Below are 18,715 nucleotides of genomic sequence, written 5' to 3' on the forward strand. Positions count from 1 at the left end.
AGTGTTTAGATTCATTATAGTTTAATACAAATTCGTATAGCCTCTTAACTTACACTCTCCTAAATTTTGTATCTCTTCGGTAAGCGTGAGGGCATTAAATCGGGCACCGTAAACATTTGTGTGAGTATGATCACCCGGAAAAAACTGCTTTACAATTTTTGGCCCCATGGCTTCATACTCAACGGCAATAGCGTTGTTTAAATCAATAAAGAATGCTTTTTCTGCTTTGGCTGCCTCTTTTGCCCATTTGCCGTAATTGTCATCTACCCTTTCTACTTTTCCGTTAGGCCATTCATTTCGTGGAATTTGTGAAAGTACAATAACAGATACTCCTTTAGCTTTAGCATCCTGTATGTATTTTTTTATGTACCAGCCATAGGTGTGAACGGTTTCTTTCGAACCATCATCGCGGATAATTTCCATCGTCTCATCGCCAGTCCCGGGTAGTGATCCCCTGTATTTGGGTTTGTCGAGGTTGCCGCCGTCGTTGTGTCCAAACTGGATGATTAAGAAATCGCCGGAATTTAACTGTGCCAGCACCTCATCCCAGAGGCCTTCGTACTGAAAACTTCTGCTACTTCGGCCTCCACGTGCTTTGTTTAAGATAAGAAGGCGTGTAGTATCCATATAATTGTAGAGTTCGCGGCCCCAGCCAATAATCTCATCGTTTCCATTGGCAACGGTTGAGTCTCCGATTATAAATACCTTTTTCTTTACCGGGAAGTTTATTTTAGGATTTGTCAGCAAATAATCTTTCAGGTAACATTCATCCGATTTTTTTAGTTCCTCAACAATAAGGGTGGCCGCAAGCACTGCGCCTTTTGCCGAAGTATGGGTATGATCTCTTTTAAAGAAATATTGACCGGTGACGGCATCTTCGCCCAATTTTTCCATGGCAGTTGCCATTTTTTCATTCAGGTTGATAAACTCAACTTCTTCTAAATTGGCCACTTCTTTGGCCCATAATCCATATTTCGTATCATTTCGCGGAACCTGGCCATTTTCCCAGTCATTTCGCGGAATAGGCGACATAACAACCGGTATTGCTCCTTTTGCTTTGGCTTCGGCAATGTACTGCCTGATGTACCATCCGTAAGTATGAACAATTTCATGAGCACCGGTTAGCATATTATCAATCTCTTCCGTGGCGTCGCTAATTCCATAAATGGTACCGCGTGCTCTAAAATCGTCGTTTATTGGGCCATCATCGTTGTGACCAAACTGCATAAACAAATAATCGCCGGGTTGTATTTTCCGGAGTACTTCATCCCATAAACCTTTACTTCGGAAAGTACGACTACTGGTACCTCCTAGCGCGTGGTTCTCTATGTTTACTCTGCTCGTATCGAAAAACTGAACCAGAGGATCGCCCCAGCCCCAAAGTCCGCCGGCCCCGTCGCCGCGTCCGTTTTTTACAGTTGAATCGCCTATGATATATATGGTTGGTTTTCGGTCCGAATTTTCTTTTTCAATTTCTTTACATCCTGCAAAAAAACAAAGAACCAGAATAATATTAAGAACTCGTCTCATATTGAAAGTTTTATGAATCCCTGTGAGTAGTTTTTATTGTTAGTTGCGTAAACCGAAATAGAAATATAAGGTACGTTTTTTCGGTTTGTCCATCTTATTCAGTTCTCCGGCAGGTCCCAGATTCCAGGTATCGTTGCTGATTCCCATGGCTAGTTTGGTGCCGAGTGGAGGAATGCCGTCGAGGAAAGAAATATCGCCTTTTGGCAACACCGGGTAATTCCTTGGCCCGGAAATTCCATAAAAATCAAAGAGGCGCACAAATAGGTTCTCTTCTTGTGCTACAACCGTAAATTTCCCATAAACGGTATTGAATTCCATCCACGAAACATCGGCAAAATAACCTTTAAACTGAGGGTATTGCCAGTTGTTATCGCCGGGCAGTACATTGTTGTACAAACGCTGAAAAACATCGAGACGGCCGCCCTGTAAACGGTTTTTCCAAACATGCGCCGGTCCTTCGCCCAGCCATTTTGCACTGATGATATCCGATTCCGGGAAATCAAAACTGATACCGGTAAAATACTGTTCGCCTTCTACCTGGTATTCGTAATCAAGCTGCAGCCAGCCACTGTTGTACATGGTCCACGACAGTTGTTTGATGTCGCCGTCATAAAGCATGTTTAAACGGTAACTGTTTTCATTTTTGCTCTGTTCAATAGCATGTAGTTTGGCATTTCCACTCACCAATACCGGTCCGTTAGAAAAGGGTAGAGGCAGACCAAAATCATTAGCAAGCTTCCGGATTGTACCGTCTTTTTTACTAAAAGTAACAGCAATTCCCGAGGCTTTTAGCGTGATCAGCGAATCGTTTTCATTCACCTCAACCGACGAACTGATGTTGGTATCGCCTTCCTGGCGTTCAATTGGTAAAATATTATCTTCCTCAATTCCCAGAGCTTTCAGAGCTTTTAAACGCTCTTCTTCGCTTTCATTCAGGTCTTTTTCAACCAGTTTAACCACCTGGTTGGCATTGCCGTCGGTTTTCCAGCTCCAGCAGTATATTTCGTTGTTCGATGGATCGAAAGCACGTAGGTACAATGCATCGTACTGTTTGTAATTGGCAGGCAAATCCAAATCCAGCTTGCCTTTTTGAACCGGAGCCACATCGGGGCTTTCTGCCGTTCCACTTTTTATTACTTTATGGAATGCGCCACGTTGTTCGGGCAGACTAAAATCTACCAGCTGCCATTCAAAACGCACCTCGTTCAGGTTGGTAAAATGATAGCGGTTTTCCAATGGAATACTGCCATCAAAATCTTCAGGAAGTTTTTCCATTTTAATTTTCACCGGGCTATAAATCTCGCGCATGGCATAAAAGCTGCCTTCCTTTTCACGATGCGGACCAACCAGGCCGTCGGGAGCATTTACACGATTGGCATCAATAACATAATTCATGTCGGTGCGCACCAGGCCTTCGTCGGCGAGCACCCATGAAAATCCACCTGCCGATCGTTCCGAGTTCCAGAACAACTCCCAAAAATCGGCCAATGCTGTGGCACCGCCGCCATCGTCCTGAGCATGCAGAAACTCGGTGGGCATGTATATCAGGCCTTCTTCCAGTATTTTTTTCGAGCTGTAATAATTTTCGTAATGGTTGCAGTCGATTCCGTTAAAATCGTTTCCGGGGCGGTGGTGCGCATGAATTACCGGCCGTTTCGAGGGGTCGTAGAAACCATAATCGTCGTCTAATTCTTTATTGGTGCCACCTTCGTTTCCGTTGCTCCAGAAAATAATGGAAGGATGGTTAACATCGCGAATCACCATTTCCTTTACCAGCTTGCTACCCGATTCGGTATCGTAAGCATTTTGCCAGCCGGCCAGTTCATCCAACACATAAAGTCCTAATGAGTCGCAGTACTGAAGAAAAGTTTTATCCGGAGGGTAGTGTGCACAACGAACCGCATTCATGTTCATGGTTTTAAGCAGTTTCACATCGTCAAGATCGATTTTCGGATTGATACAACGTCCGGTTTCGGGCCAGAATACGTGGCGGTTTACCCCTTTCATTTTAATCTTTGTGCCGTTCAGGTAAATACCGTCTCCTTCGCGTATTTCAATGGTACGGAAACCAAACTTTTCAGAGAGTTCGTAAGTGGTTTCACTTTCATTTTTAAGACTTACTTTTACTGTATACAGATTTGGTGTTTCTGCTGTCCATGTTGCGGGATTGCTTATGTCGCACGACAACTCTACCAGCGAATCACCTGCTGAAATCCTTTGCCGGCAGGTTTGTATCAGATCTCCTTTACTGTCGAGGATTTGGGCCTCGATCACCTGGTCGGCTTTCACATCAACCGGGAAAGTTTCCATTGAAAACGATCCGTCGGCCTGTGCATTAATGGCTATCCGGTCGATATAGCTTTGCGGAACTACTTCCAGGTATACGGGGCGGAATATTCCTCCGAATATCCAGTAATCGGCGTAACGTTCGGCATGGTTCACCGATGCATTCGACGACCATTTGTCTACCTTAACTTCCAGCAGATTTTCTCCGTTGGCCTTCAGTTTGTCGGTAATGTCATACTTAAACCGGTAGAACGATCCCTGATGAATTGGGCCGGCCAGTTCTCCATTAATCTTCACTTCGGTGTCGGTCATCGAGCCTTCAAAAACGACAAAAATACGTTTGTCGTTCCAGTTTTCCGGCAGGCTAAACCGGTGTTTGTACAGACCACTTTCTTTCGCGAATTCAAACTTTTTACCGTAGGTGCGGTAATCGCGGCCATAATCATACTCGCCAAAACCTTGTTGCTCCCAGTGCGACGGTACTTCAATTTTTGTCCACACACCACTCTTTCGGCCTGTAGTGCAGAAGAAATCCCATGCGACGGTGTTTTCATTGTCGGTGCCCGACAGGTATTTAATTTCTTTTTTCTGAGGATTTGCCCAGCCGAAAGTAACAAGTGCGGCAAGGAGAAATGTTACGGTAGTTTTTATCAGTAGTTTCATAGCTAATGTTTTAATCAATTTGGATAGAAAAGTTTTTCCCTTTTACCTCAATAATGACCTGGCGCGTATTTTCCTGGTACGACCAGTTATTGGCGCCATAAATACTTTTGGGTTTGGTTGCGCGGTTAGCCAAAATGGTGTAGTCATGGTCTTTCTGACCTTTCACCTCTATCATATTTCCGTTCTGGCTGGTAATTACCTCTACTTCCGAGTAGTAAAATCCATCACCAAGCGGTTCGTAAAAATGCAACGAGGCATCTTTTTGTTTCAATATATACAGACTGAATTTCTCCGAATACAAGGTACTGTCTCCATCAACCAGCGCTTTGGTTTCTGTTGGATTGACTGGAATAATAACAGCATCTACATTGCTATTGATGGCTTGAAATTGTTCTTCAAGCGTTTGTTTTGCTGCTTCCTGAACCGGTTGTGAATTAGTTTTAATTAATTTAGGTTGCTCAATATTATCGCATTCCGTTAGTGCAATGGACTGGCCGGTTGCCGTTTTTAGCACAACATCATTCATCGTCCAGTTGCTGGCGTAACTCAGCTGGCCACTTTCTTCGGCTTCAACCAAAACATTTTCGAAGGTAATGTCGTGAATATGACGTTCGGGGTAAGCGTTGGCATAAAAAGCGCGTTCAGCCTTTTCTACTTTAATATCGCTGAGTTTGATGTTCCTGAACTCCGGAATTCCCTTTTCTTCAGGAACAACACGCTGGCTCAGCACCCGCCAGCGGTCTTTGATTTCTTCTTCAGGAATATCGTCGGGAATGGTGCAGTAGCTGTACTCGGGGTACCAGTTGAGTTCAAAATGAAACGGGTTGGCCACGTTCTCCATTTTTATGTCGTGAAAGTGGATGTTTTCGATAACTCCACCACGTACTTTTGCCGATTTAAACCGGATGCCGATATTTGTGCCAATGGCTTTTAATCCATACACTTCGATGTTACGCATGCCGCCCGAGGTCTCACTTCCTAAAGTTATTAATCCATGACCGGCGCGTGTGATGCAGTTGCGGTAAACGATATTCTCTGCAGGGCGGTTTACGCGCAATCCGTCAGCATCTTTACCGGCTTTTATGCAGAGGTTGTCGTCGTTGCAATCGATGTCGCAATTTTCCACCAACACATCTTTTGACGAGTCAGTATCAATCCCATCGGAACTTGGTCCGTGGCCGCCAATATTGTTGCGAACCACCAGTCCTTCGACATGCACGCGGGTACTGTAGGTCAGTGAAATGGTCCAGAATCCGGCGCGTTTTACGGTAAAATCCTTAAGCAGCACATCTTCCGATTTCCAGATAACGACTGGTCGCACACGCTCGCAATCATAATCAACCGCCCAGCGAATCCCTTTATCTTTGTACTCGCCCCACATGCCACCACTGTATTTTGGGTCGCCCCAGAATTTATCCCACCAGTATTTGCCGTTTCCATCAATCACTCCTTTTCCGGTAATGCGAACATTTTTCTCGTCGTAAACATTGATCAATGCTGCCGGCCATTCCATTTCAATTCCGGCGATGCGGGTCCATTTTCGTGGGTAATAATCGTTGTTTTGAACGGCCTGAATTACAACGCCCTCTCCGATATGAAGCTCCACATTCGACTTTACAAAAAGGGCCCCCGATAAATAGGTTCCTGCCGGGAAAATTACTTTGCCCCCCCCGGCTGTTGCCGCCGCATCAATGGTTTGCTGAATGGCTTTGGTTGCCAGCGCTTCTCCGTCTGCAACTGCACCAAAATCGGCAACATTAAAAGTTTTGTCAGGAATTGTAGCGAAGGTGTCGTTATAAAAAATGCTTTCCAAATGTTTTACCAACTCGCTTTTGGTATACTTTTCTGCTTCCCGGGTACACGAGAAAGCTAAACTCAAAACCATTAATGCAAACAACTTCTTAATCATATTCTGATTTTTTGTCAGTTTAAAATGTGGGTGAAATATTTTCCCATTTTACATTCCATTTTCCATCTTTCGGAAATCCCGGGTTCTCTTCTGTGCAACCATCCCATCCGGCGCACATCATTCCAATGGTAGTAAGCAGTCCTCCGTTTCCGGGCAGGTAAATTCTTAATCTGTCATCCTGGAAATTGTGACCGTTTTTCAGGTAGGTATTTTTTTGCACATCCTTCAGTAAAAACTCCAGTGCCATTTCTGGTTCACCTAATCGCGTGGCGCACATAGCTGCCATTGGATAGTCCCACCCCCAGGTTCTTTCCCAGTTCCATTTTTTTGCAATTACGTGCATGGTATTGCGCATAATCTCCTGATCAACTTTATCCCATCGGGGGAGAATGCCAAAAGTGCCAAGAACCATAGGATGGTCTCTCATCAGCTCCGGATTGGTATAGGAATCAGTTGCTCCCTGGATCCCCAGATAAACATCTTCATTTTTATCCGGAGTAGCCAGGTTTAATCTCACATTTTCCCATTCTTCTTCTTTTGGTTCTCCAAGGCGTTCTTTCCATGTTTGTGCAGTTGTTAATCCCCAATACCAGTAGGCCAGTTCAAAAGGAGGATTGGAAGTTGTTTCGCGCGGCCAGTGTTCTTGTGCCGGAATTAACGGCGGTGCCAGATCGTAGCGATTTAGTTCAGCATTCCAAACCGGGAAATCGGCCATAAATTCAGCCGTTTCAAAAACCAGTTTTTTGTATTTGTTCAAAATCTCTTCCGATGGATTTTGGCGGTACATTTGTTCTGCAAACCAAATAATATGTGGTTGTTGCCAGATGAGATACGATCCAATCGATGATGGACTGTTTTCATGGTCGGGCCCCTGCATTTTCTGCCACCGTATGCCTTTGTATCCCTGATCGACAGCTGTTTGTCGTGCTTTGTTGTACATCTCGTCGTAGAAGTCAATTTGCTTCACCACTAGTTGTTCGCGTTGCCACTGTGCAAAATGGGCGATATGCCACCAATGCATTTCCATGTGGTACTTGCCGAACCAGCTGTTGAAGGTTAAACCTGTTTCCTGTGGAGGCCGCGATCCTGAACTTTGTATTTTAGTGAGGTACTGCGAAAGTACAGTCCGGCGTTCGAGTTCTTTGGCACGCGGATCGGTACAGCCCGAAAAATCAACAACACCTCCGTTTTCCCAAAAGGCTTTCCAGCTTTTTATGTTATTTGCTTTTGTTTCTTCAAAAGATATTGGTTTATTTTTATTTGGTTCAGGAGCGAACAGGCAATTAAATTCCAGTGTTTCACCACTTTTGGGCTGAAGTGTAAATTCGTGCTGAGCCTGCATTTTAAAAAGTGCATTGCCTTGCCAGTTTACGCTAACTTTATAATTGTCATTATCCAGGTTACGGTTGAAGATCACCGAGTTTTCTCCTGCCGGTAACATCTCAGTTTGATGTTTGTCGGGCGATTGAAAATCATATCCGGGATGGACGTGAATGGGCACTGCATAAGGAAATTTCCACTGAACAGCCAGTTGTCCCGTTGCAATTAACGGCGACTCAATTTTTGCCGAAATCTGATCCTGATTCTGATGACAGTACACTTCCACTTTTACCGGTTGACTTTCAAAATCAAAACTGCTGGTAATTTTTCCTGTCCACATATCCAGATTATGAACGGGATTTTTAATATCCTGTATGGTGGCTTTATCGCCACTTTCTTTGGTGAGCACAAAACCGATTATTCCAAGGTGCAGACGATGTGGATTTTCTCTAAAATAATTGCAGGCAGCTTGTTTCCTGGCCTCATCAGTAATTTGATGACGATAAGGAACCTGACGTCCCTGAACTTCATAATATTTCAGGGTTTCCGACCATTCATAAGCTTCTGAGTTTGGTGTGGTGTGCCACCCCCAGTTGGATTGGGTGCCCAAAGAAACACCGTCGTGGTAGTCGTGATAGAATGTTTGAAGTCCGGTAATATCGGTGGTAAAGGCAAACTCCCCGTTACCAACTGACAGCGATGCCAGCGGATCGAAATTTTTAACAACCACATTATTTCTGCTTACAAGTGCTTTGCGGTCGATCAGCTTATTTTCGTTCTGAGTGGTGCAGGAAATGAGCAAAATAATCAGAAATATAAAGGTTGTTAATTGTTTCATACTATAGGTTTAATCAACGGTTTTTAGTGATATCTTAGAAATAGTAACTGGTCCCAACAATCCCGAAGGCTGTGGTTCCCAGTTTGCTGCAGTAAAAGTGCCGTCTGTACCAACATTTTCTCGTTCGTGAGCTGCAAAATTAACGTTATAGAATTTCTTATAGTTCACCTTTTTTTTATCCATATCGATAATGCGGTTGGCCATCAGGTTGGTTACCTTTAGCTCAAGTGTATTTTGTTCTTGTAGCACTTCTTTTGGCAGAACAATTTGAAAAACCGGCCCTATCAGTGTGCATATCTTCTCTCCGTTCAGCCACACTTCGGCAGATTCGTGTACTTTGCCTAAATCAAGCAAATAATTGTTATGACCATTATCGGCGATCTCAAAATTGGTTTTGTAGCTTACAGTACCGGAGAACTTTTGCAGCTCTGCCGATTGTAATGACCATGATTTTAAAGCATCTGTTTTATACGAAGCCGGTAAAGTGGGGCCTCCTTTTTCAAAGGAAATTTTCCACTCGCCGGTCAATTCCGTTTTTGTATCTGCTTGTTCCCAGAGTGAATAATCTTCAGCTTCAACCTGGTTCGAATACCATTGCAGAATCAATGTTTCGCCGGGTTTTAATTGAAGGTAAACTTGTGTTTGTCCGTCACTATTTCTTTGAGTAAGTGCTTTGCCAAAAGTGTTATTCATTGGATTAAACCAAACCGCTGATTTCCCTGATTTCTGCAGTGTGAACCATTTATCCACCTCATTTTCGGTCCAGTTTGAAATGAAATAGCAGGTTCTATCCGCACGATCAACTCTGTTGTGCCAAAGACCTTGCTGAGCCAGTTCTTCACCGTAAATTCCGGTTGCATTTAACAGGCTCTGTACATTATTCCCAACCATGATTTTACCATTGCCAATTGAAGCCGATTGGTAATTTCCTTCTGTTTTAAATTGAAGTTCATGAACTAGCTTTTTGATCTCAGCTTGTTGATTTTCAAAATTGTTTAATCCCGGAACTTTTGTCGGTATTTCATTTTCAAAGATTACAGTTGCTCCGTTTTGTGCCAGTGAAAAAAGGTGTTTTAAGGTCTCCAATGGAATTGTGGTACAAGCCGGAACGATAATGGTTTTGTAGGAAGCTCCGGCAGATTGAATTTCTCCATCAGAGAAATTTAACTTCCTGATTTGTCTATCGGAAATATAATCGAACGAATACCCCTCAGCAAGGAGATTGTTGCTGATTTTTGCAGTCAGTTCTTCGTTGCTACCTCCAAAATGTGGAAGGAAATTCCGGTCTCTTCCCGTCCACGCATCGTAAATGGGAAAATACAAAAGTATGTCGTTATCTGGCGTTGAATTCTGCATAAAAGACTGGCAGTTGGCAATGTATTCATTTACCACTTTTAAATCGTTCCACCAGGTATTTGTTGGTGCAAACTGAACAGCAGCGTAAAACATCCATCCGGGCCATTTTTCTTCCAAAGGCGAGTAAGGTGTGCCATGGTAAACGATGTGATTAACACCATTACGCAGGTAATTGTCGGCATTTTGTTTAACATCGGCCAGCGTGCTTAAAAAGTGCTCGTTGAGCCAGGTGGCAGCCTCGCAGGCAATTAACGGTTTGCCCGAAGTATGCCCGGCAGAACTTGCCATTTTTATGCGCATCGGGTTAGTCCCTTCGGTTTCGGGAATGTGGCTGGCTTCGTACAGATCGAGAATGGCAGCCGGTGAACCGTGTGCCTGGTTGCGGATGATAGCATTATGCGATTCGGCCCAATCTGCCCAGACAATAGTGAATTTTTCCAGCAGCAGATCAGAAATTGTTTCGCGGTAATCGCACAAAATACGCTGGTTGGTTTCTTCGTCCAAATCGCCAAAAAGAGCCGGCAGTTTTGTTTTTAAATCGTAGCCTCTGCGTTTTTCAAACTCTTCAAAAAACAGGGGAGTCCAGTTGGCATCGCCGTAGGCATCGTCCACTTCGTATGAGTCGTTAAAAAATGCCCGAAGTCCGGACAAATCGGTGTTTTGGGCATTTTTATCAAAATCAGACAAAAACAACTTTGTTGCTTCTTCCGAAAAATGGTCGATAACATTTCCTTCGCCACCGGTTCCCGCCCGCTCTACCATTTTGCCGTGCCAGCCCTGAAAAACTGCATATAAATCCCAGTTACCTTCGGGAGCTGTCCAATCGAGAATCCCGTTGGCGTTAACGAAATTAGTCAAGTCAATAGTTTCTCCATGTTCGTTATAAGCCATTAACGTTTGCAATGGCAGCGGCTTTTCAAAACGTACCTGATCGAGTGCTAATTCCTGCAGATTTGTATTGCTGCTAATGGGGAATTTTACTTCCGAAATATCCACTTTTTTATTTACGGCACGCACCAGTGACGGCTGGATAAACTCAACTTTTTCCTTTAGTTGTTCGCCTGTTTTTAAGTGGTAGTTTTTATACTGAACGTTTTTGCAGGCGTGTTCTGCATCAATCCACGGACCTCCAAAAGGCCAACCCGATGCATTGGCCAGATCGACACCCAAACCAAGGCGCTTAGCTTCTTGTAAGGTGTATTCAAACATTTCCATCCACTTTTCAGATTGGAATGAAATGGATTTGTCCTCGTCGCCTTTCACATCGTAAATGGGCGTAATTTCTACACCACCAAATCCGGCTTTGGCTAGTTCTTCGAGATTGGCTGTTAAGTTGGTTTTATCCACAGCACTTCCGTGCCACCACCAGCGTGTCCATGGTTTGGTTTCGTTGGTTTGTTCCGGCCATTGCGGAACGGTTTTTTCCCCGCACGATGAGAGTACCAGGATGATGAAAATTAGAATGAACGATCGGTTTAGTTTTGTTGCTTGTGTCATCGGCAGAAGTAGTTTATCATTGATTTATTTTGTTTTCCAGACCAATACACCAGCAGTTGGAATGGTTGTGTCGCCAATAAGAATTTCGGTACCGGCAGGTAAATCCATGTTATAGTTAATGTTCGAATAGTTTACGGCAATTCCGTACCCATCGCGGTATTCCACCATAACACCTTTTGGGTAATCTTTTACATCGATATCAAGGCGGTCATAAAGTTTATCCAGAACTGCACGTTCCAGTTGGCCATCGTGACTGTCGGCACCGACATAGGTAACTGTTCCTTTGCCTAACTTATTAAACGTTACAGCTGTTTTTCCGGTATAATAATCGCCGCTAAAAGTTCCCCAGGTTTCGGTGCCGTTGTTGGTGTGCATAATGTCGCCCCAGGTTGTCCAGGCGTATTTTTTATTGTCCATTATAACTGTGTCGGGTGCAAAAGGACGGAGCAAATCATAGAACTCAATTTCGCCACCGATCAGTTCGTAAAGCGGCTCGGCATGTTTTGCCTGCCACAGATGTCCGAACTCATCCTGGTGCCCCGTGCGAACCGACATTACCAGGTTGCCGCCATCTTTTACATATTCAGTTAACTTGTCAATCAGCTCTATACTCATTTGCTGATACGCCGGAGCAACAATTACCGGATATTGTGAAAAGTCCATAGAGTCGCGGACAAAATCCACCGGTGCACCAAATGCTTTTAATGCTTTATAGTACTTCAGCACATGGCCTTCGGTATCCCATGTCGAATTTTGTTTGTTGTTGTTTATGGCGACTGTATTGTCCGGATCATACAAAATGGCTGTCTTCCGGTTTAAATAGTCTTTCGGAATTTGCCCATCAGAAGGATTGTTACGAAGCACTTCTATTTCGTCGATAAATTTTTCGTATTCTAAGCCGCCCGGTGTAGGCGTTACGCCATCGGGGCCAACAATGCCGTAATGATACTGCTCGTAGCCATAAATGGGGGCACGAAAACGGTAGGTACAGGTGAATTTACTACCTCCGGCAAATACATGCCACAACCACAGTCGCACTGCTCCGGGTAAAGGTTGCGAGTTGATCGAGCCCCAATTAACCTGTCCGGGTTGCAGCTCCATAACACCATAAATCGGTGTTAGCGGCCTGAAGTAATCGTTGGCCATGGCAATGCGCGAGTATTCGCCCACGCGGTAACCTTTTGGGCCAATTCCGGTATGTTCGCCATAAACCATGTAGCGGGTGTAGGTAATAAAATCCAGTTCTTTGCTGGCGCCTGCATAACGCGCATCGTAATAGGGGATGTAATTGGTGGTAATCCACTGGTTGGGATTGGCATATTGTCGAATTACTTTTGCCTGGTCATCCAGAAAACTTGAGGTTTCGTAATCGCAAAAACGGCTGTGATCCAAACGTTGGTACAGGTTCATTCCCCATTGCGAGTGTTTCGGAATGTTTATCTGGTCGAATCGGGTGTAAGTACCGCTCCAGAAGTTGGTTCCCCATGCTTCATTCAACGCTTCAATGTTACCGTATTTTTCTTTTAACCATGCTCTGAAACGTTTTTGGGCATCTTCGCCGTAATCCACATTGGCAGCAGGTTCGTTGTCCAATTGCCAGCCAAATATCCGGTCGTCGTTTCCGTAATGTTTGGCCAGTTCCTCAATCATTTTCAGTGAATAACTGCGGTAATATTCGTTGGAAAAGGAGGCGTGCTGGCGCGATCCGTGATCCATTTTTGTTCCGTTTTCGTGCTGTTTCAGAATATCGGGGTGTTTGCGTACCAGCCAAACCGGCGGGGTAGCCGTTGAGGTGCACATTACCACTTTTAGCTTGTATTTGTCGGCCAATTCCACTGCCCGGTCGAGCCACGCAAAATCGTACACGCCTTCTTCCGGCTCCAGTTGTGCCCACGCAAACTCGGCAAAGTGGGTAAACTCAAATCCCATTTCGGCCATCTTTTTAATATCGCGTTCCCACTGACTTTCGTCCCAGTGTTCGGGGTAATAATAGGCACCGACCGATGTTAATTCTTCGGGCGGGAAATAAGTGCCCTTATTTTGTGCGAAACTGTTGAATAAAATAAAATGACTAAGAATAAAATAAACCAGAATGAATTTGGAGTTGAAAATTGAGTTGGTACCCATAATTGAAATTTAAGTTTAGATTATCATGTTTTTATATGACGTAAAGAATTCCGAAGATATCTAATTAAGAGGAATTTATTAAGTAATAAATGCCCGAAAATCACAATTTTTTCTCCCTTTTTAACATGTGTTTTTTTCGTTTTTATTTTCTCGAATTTCGACAAGTTTTTTTGAAAAATTTGAAAATGAATATCCTGAGTTTTCTGTAAATGGGAGAGTTCTGGATATTGTTGGGAATGAAGTTCAGAATAACTTAAGGCAAAAAATGAATGAGTAACAAATTCGAAGTCAAATTGAGACCTCGATTCACTTATTCCCAAAAGGAACTTTGATTTACTGTATTTTTAGCGACCCATTTTCCTGTAAAGTTGAAGATCTCAATACTTTTAAGGTTGTTGAAAATCTTTTAGTTTTGTAGTATCAACCGTATAAAATTTAACCGATAAGTTATGGCAAGCGAGAAAGTATTTAAAAACAGTAAACGCTGGGAAGATCTTGGCGATGGCGTGGCGCGTCAGATTATGGGCTGGGACAACCAGATTATGATGGTAAAAGTAAAATTTGAAAAAGGTGCCGTGGGTGCCGAACATTCGCATTTTCATACACAAACTACTTATTGTGTTAGCGGCAAGTTTGAATTTACCATGGACGGCGAAAAAGTAATTGTTGAGCCCGGCGACGGTTTGTATATAGAGCCGAATATGTTACACGGAGCGCTTTGTTTGGAGCCCGGAATTCTGATCGATGTTTTCAGCCCGGTTCGGGAAGATTTTTTGTAAGAACTGAAGGATTGAATGCGCGGTAACTTTGTGAAACTCTGTGCCTCCTTTGTGCAGCTTTGTGGTTAATTCTTTTTTCTAAAACTGATAACTGCGACTGAGCACTTGCAAGAAACTTGAACAGATCTCTGGCTGCGTTTCGAAATGACAGGAGTGTTTAAGCTTTTGCCATACACTAAGAGAACTTGTCTTTTACATCATCTGATAGATCGTTTGTGGTTTTTCGGTTTTTTTCGATGTATTCCGATGGCAGCATTTCGTATTCTTTCGAGAAGTACTTTGAGAAATAACGCGGATTATTGAATCCAACACGATAAGCTACTTCCGAAACCGAAAGCTGACTTGTTTCGAGGAGATGGGCCGCTCGTTTTAATCGAATAACGCGGATGAATTCGATGGGTGTTCGATCGGTTAATGCTAACAGCTTTTTATAAAGACTTACGCGGCTCATAGCCATTTCAGCACCAAAATCTTCAACAGTAAAAGAGGCTTCTGAAATATTGTCTTCAACAATTTTCAAAGCCTTTTTGATAAACTTCTCGTCCTCTGAGTCTACCTTTATTTTTTCAGGATTTAATCCTGTCATCGACTGGAACGAAACACGCAATTGTTCGCGCAAGCGTAGCAGGTTTTCAATTCGTGATTCCAGCACCTTAAAATCAAAAGGTTTGGTGAGGTAGGCATCGGCACCCGATTCGTAACCTTCGACAACCGGCGCAGTATCGGTTTTAGCCGTTAACAGAATAACCGGAATATGTTTGGTTTTCCTGTTCGATTTAATCTTGGTACACAGTTCAACGCCATTCATTTCGGGCATCATCACATCGCTTATCACAATATCGGGTAACTGTTTTTCAAAGCCAGCCCAGGCTTCTGCTCCGTTTTCGGCTTCGATAATATTGTATCGGTCTTTAAAGTTTTCCTTCAAATAAAAACGCAAATCGGAGCTGTCTTCCACAATAGCAAGTGTTTTTTTCTCGCGGTCGTACGCCGGAACTTTTTCGCTTGTAGTTGATGTTGGCTGTTTGTAGGTTTTGCGTTCTGTCACTTCAAGCTCCTTGTTGGCGGCTATTTCTTCTTCGGTAAATAAATCCACAGGAATCTCCACAGTGAATCTACTTCCTTCGTTTAGCTGGCTCTCCACATTTACATCGCCACCAAGCAGCGTAACGTATTCTTTTACCATCGACAAACCAATTCCAGAGCCCTGGTTAATTTCGGTTCCGGAATGATCTGTTTGGTAAAAGCGGTTAAAAATTTGCATCTGTTGCTCGGGAGCAATACCAATTCCGGTATCAGATACTTTTACTGTTAAAACCGGCTTTTCGGCCGATGAATTCAGGTTAATATCCATGCCGATTTTGCCTCCGCTATTGGTGAATTTGCAGGCATTTGTTAGCAGGTTGGTAAATATTTTATCGGTTTTGTCTTTGTCAAAATAGGTGTACAGGCTTTTGTGGTTGCTTGAAAAGCTGAACGTGATATTTTTGCTTTCCATCAGGTCTTCAAACGATGCTGAGATCTCTTGGATAAAACCTATTATTTCGCCCCAGTCTTTATTCACTTTAATTTTTTGAAGCTCCATTTTTCTGAAATCGAGCAACTGGTTAACCATGGCCAATAACCGGCGGGCATTTCGCTGAATAAGAATAAGGTGTTTCTTGTCGTCGTCGTTTTTACTGTGTTCGATTAGTTTATCGATGGGGGCTATAATCAGCGAAAGTGGTGTGCGGAATTCGTGGCTGATATTGGTGAAAAACTTGGTTTTCAAAGTGTCAACCAGGTGGATCCGTTCGGCCTCGCGGTGTTCCTGTTCTGCTTCAAATTTCAGGCGCTGGCGTTCGGCTAAAATCTTCCAGGTAATGAATAACAAGCCTGCGATAATCAGAATGTAAAGCAAGTAGGCGTAACTGGTTTCCCAAAATGGCGGCAGAATATTGATGCTCAAAGGAGGGGTCATTTCACGCCAGTTGGAATTATCGTTGCTCACCCTGATTCGCAGCTGGTATTCACCTGAATTAAGGTTGGTAAATGTAAGTTCGTGCATGCCACGATTTACTTCCAGCCACTCGTCGTTGAAACCGCTCAACTGGTATTGAAAGGTGTTTTTCTCCGGATGGAAATAACTGAGCGCCGTAAATTCTACGGAGAACACATTCTCTTTGTGTTTCAGCGAAATTTGATTGCTGTAGGTAATCGATTTATCCAGAATAATCCGTTTTCGGAAAGGCTCGTTAACTTTTATGTTTTGATTGAATACTTTGAAGTTTGTAAGTACGATTTTTTCGTCAGGCGTTTGAACAACAATGTCTTCGGGCTTAAATAGATTGAAACCGTTGGCACCTCCAAAAATCAATTCCCCGGAGCGTGTACGGTAGGCTGCTTTTTGGTTAAACTCGTTACCCTGCAGACCATCCTGCAATCCAAAGTTCTCGACGTCAACTTCCAGCTGATTGATGGGCAGTTGATGTGAATAATTTTCAACACTGATCTTTGAAATCCCTTTTAACGTTGCAATCCAAAGGTTGCCGTTTTCGTCTTCCTGAATGGTTTTTATATTGGAATTGGCCAGTCCGTCGGCTTCTGTAAAAACTTTAAAAGTGCCCTGCGTTTTATTTAAAACGTTTAATCCCTGAGTGGTTGCCACCCAAATTAAACCGCGCACATCTTCGTGGATGTCGTTTGCATTGTTATCGCTTAACTGTCCGGGTGTGCTCGGATCGGGACTGTAGTGCGTAAAACGTTTGGTATTCAGGTTCAAAACATCAAGCCCATCCGAAGTTCCCAGCCAAAGGTTTTGCTCGCTGTCCTCCATTATCGACATGATAAAATTGGAGCCTACAGAATTGATATCGCTCGATGTATAATGGATAAACTGTTCGTTTGTGCGGTTGAAAAGATTCAGCCCTCCGTTTAATGTGCCAACCCACAGGTTTTGTTTCGAGTCTTCAAAAATTGACCAAACGCGGTTGTCCGACAATGAATTAGGATTTTCCGGTATATGCAGGTAATGTTTAAATGTCGATCCGTTGAAACGGTTTAATCCGCCCTGGTAAGTTCCGGCCCACAATGTTCCTTTGTTGTCGATGTGCAGCGCGACAATTACGTTTGCACTGATGGAGTTGGGATCGTTGGCATCGTGCAGGTAACTTTTAAAGGTGTTATTGTTGCGGTTAAAATAAATCAGTCCGCCACCGTTTGTACCAATCCAAAGATTTCCCCGGTTATCCTCAACAAAACAGTTTACATCGTTGTAGGGAAGGCTGTTTTCTACCTCGGCCGAGTATCGGTAGTGGTTGAAGTGGATAAGGTTTTTGTGGTAATAGCTAATCCCTTTTTTATAGGTGCCCGCCCAAATAATATCTTCATTATCACGATACAGGTTGGTGATGCTGTTTTGCGCTATTCCAAGTGGATTTTGGCTATTGTTTTGCAAAACCGTTATGGTTTTATCCTGTTTGTTTAGGATGTTAATTCCTCCGTGGTCGGTACCAATCCAAATAGCTCCGTTATTGTCTTCAAGAACCGACGAAACCATATTGGTAGAAAGTTTAAAAGTAGACGACGACTGCGTGTATGTACTTATTTTTTTGGTTTGATGATCAAGAAAGAACACGCCATAAGGCAGGCCGGGTGAATAAATCCAGATATCGTTGTCGGAATCTATGAAAAGCTGGAAAGTATTGAATTCATTCAAAACTTCTTCACCAAGGAAAAAAGTTTGCTCGGTTTGTTTTGTTTCCGGGTTGATTTGCAACAGCTCTCCGACTTTTGATACCACCCATATCATGTGGTGGGTATCTTCTGTAATATAGCTTAAGGAGTTGTCGTAATTCGGTCGGTCAATTTTCGATACAAACTGAATGGAATCAACCGTTTGATTTGCCGGATTATACTTGTACATACCGTAGTTGGAGTTCAGCAGCCAGGTATTGTTTTTACTGTCGATAAAAAAGGATTGCAAACCCGAGATGGGAATGTTGGTGTTATGGTAATTTTCGCCCGGTGCGGAAAAACTTTCGAGTACCGGGTCGTAAACCGTAAATTCGGAATAGGAGCGAAGCCATAAACGGCCGTCGAAGTCTTCAAACAAGTATTCAATTCCATTAAACGGGATAGAAGTGCTGTCGTTAATGTCGTGCAGAAATGTTTTAAAACCCGATCCGTCGTAACGGTTTAAACCTTGCGCCGTACCGAACCACATAAATCCTTGTTTATTTTTTAGTATGACTTTTATTTCGTTGTTAGACAGCCCGTCGTTTATGTTGATGTGCATAAATTTGTAAGGCTCATTACCCGGAATGGAAACAGCTTGCGAACCTAGTGCAGGCAGGAATAGAAGGGCAATAACAAATAAAAACTGTAAGGTTTTATAAGGTAAAAACTTCATCTTCGGTTACTATTGTTCAT

8 protein-coding genes are annotated in these 18,715 nt (G+C 43.3%); 1 reads left to right on the plus strand and 7 read right to left on the minus strand.

Annotated elements, in window-relative coordinates:
* Positions 1-21: 21 nt before the first annotated feature.
* The 6 genes from G4420_RS14385 to G4420_RS14410 are packed head-to-tail and all read right to left on the minus strand — an operon-like array spanning position 22 to position 13,526.
* Positions 22-1,530, minus strand: coding sequence for a rhamnogalacturonan acetylesterase (locus G4420_RS14385; protein ID WP_163324596.1), 1,509 nt, complete (start codon positions 1,528-1,530; stop codon positions 22-24).
* A gap of 39 nt (positions 1,531-1,569) precedes the next feature.
* Complete coding sequence (locus G4420_RS14390) at positions 1,570-4,479, minus strand: glycoside hydrolase family 2 protein (RefSeq protein ID WP_163324598.1); 2,910 nt, start codon at positions 4,477-4,479, stop codon at positions 1,570-1,572.
* Positions 4,480-4,489: 10 nt separating this feature from the next.
* Positions 4,490-6,388: a glycoside hydrolase family 28 protein gene (locus G4420_RS14395; protein WP_204273699.1), complete on the minus strand. Its 1,899-nt coding sequence runs from the start codon at positions 6,386-6,388 to the stop codon at positions 4,490-4,492.
* 19 nt (positions 6,389-6,407) lie between these two features.
* Entirely contained in the window at positions 6,408-8,546 is a 2,139-nt protein-coding gene (locus G4420_RS14400; protein WP_163324600.1) for a hypothetical protein, read from the minus strand.
* Between the two features lie 9 nt (positions 8,547-8,555).
* Positions 8,556-11,399 carry a glycosyl hydrolase gene (locus G4420_RS14405; RefSeq protein ID WP_163324602.1) on the minus strand — a complete coding sequence of 948 codons (2,844 nt, stop codon included), beginning with the start codon at positions 11,397-11,399 and terminating at the stop codon, positions 8,556-8,558.
* Between the two features lie 24 nt (positions 11,400-11,423).
* Positions 11,424-13,526 (minus strand): beta-galactosidase, encoded by a 2,103-nt coding sequence (locus G4420_RS14410; RefSeq protein WP_163324604.1) that lies wholly within the window; start codon positions 13,524-13,526, stop codon positions 11,424-11,426.
* A 449-nt stretch (positions 13,527-13,975) separates the two neighbouring features.
* Between G4420_RS14410 and G4420_RS14415 the strand changes: the two genes are divergently transcribed.
* A complete protein-coding gene (locus tag G4420_RS14415; RefSeq protein ID WP_045028115.1) occupies positions 13,976-14,305 on the plus strand; it encodes a cupin domain-containing protein in 330 nt (109 codons plus the stop codon).
* Positions 14,306-14,480: 175 nt separating this feature from the next.
* On the opposite strand, the gene G4420_RS14420 is transcribed toward G4420_RS14415, so the two are convergent.
* Complete coding sequence (locus G4420_RS14420; protein WP_163324606.1) at positions 14,481-18,695, minus strand: hybrid sensor histidine kinase/response regulator; 4,215 nt, start codon at positions 18,693-18,695, stop codon at positions 14,481-14,483.
* Positions 18,696-18,715 lie beyond the last annotated feature (20 nt).

Origin of the sequence: Draconibacterium mangrovi (assembly GCF_010586825.1) — a bacterium.
Classification (GTDB): domain Bacteria; phylum Bacteroidota; class Bacteroidia; order Bacteroidales; family Prolixibacteraceae; genus Draconibacterium; species Draconibacterium mangrovi.

What these genes read in the sequence shown, in the direction of transcription:
- G4420_RS14385 (WP_163324596.1), bottom strand. Translation starts at nt 1,530, where the DNA reads ATGAGACGAGTTCTTAATATTATTCTGGTTCTTTGTTTTTTTGCAGGA.
- G4420_RS14400 (WP_163324600.1), bottom strand. Translation starts at nt 8,546, where the DNA reads ATGAAACAATTAACAACCTTTATATTTCTGATTATTTTGCTCATTTCC.
- G4420_RS14415 (WP_045028115.1), top strand. Translation starts at nt 13,976, where the DNA reads ATGGCAAGCGAGAAAGTATTTAAAAACAGTAAACGCTGGGAAGATCTT.
- G4420_RS14405 (WP_163324602.1), bottom strand. Translation starts at nt 11,399, where the DNA reads ATGACACAAGCAACAAAACTAAACCGATCGTTCATTCTAATTTTCATC.
- G4420_RS14420 (WP_163324606.1), bottom strand. Translation starts at nt 18,695, where the DNA reads ATGAAGTTTTTACCTTATAAAACCTTACAGTTTTTATTTGTTATTGCC.
- G4420_RS14390 (WP_163324598.1), bottom strand. Translation starts at nt 4,479, where the DNA reads ATGAAACTACTGATAAAAACTACCGTAACATTTCTCCTTGCCGCACTT.
- G4420_RS14410 (WP_163324604.1), bottom strand. Translation starts at nt 13,526, where the DNA reads ATGGGTACCAACTCAATTTTCAACTCCAAATTCATTCTGGTTTATTTT.
- G4420_RS14395 (WP_204273699.1), bottom strand. Translation starts at nt 6,388, where the DNA reads ATGATTAAGAAGTTGTTTGCATTAATGGTTTTGAGTTTAGCTTTCTCG.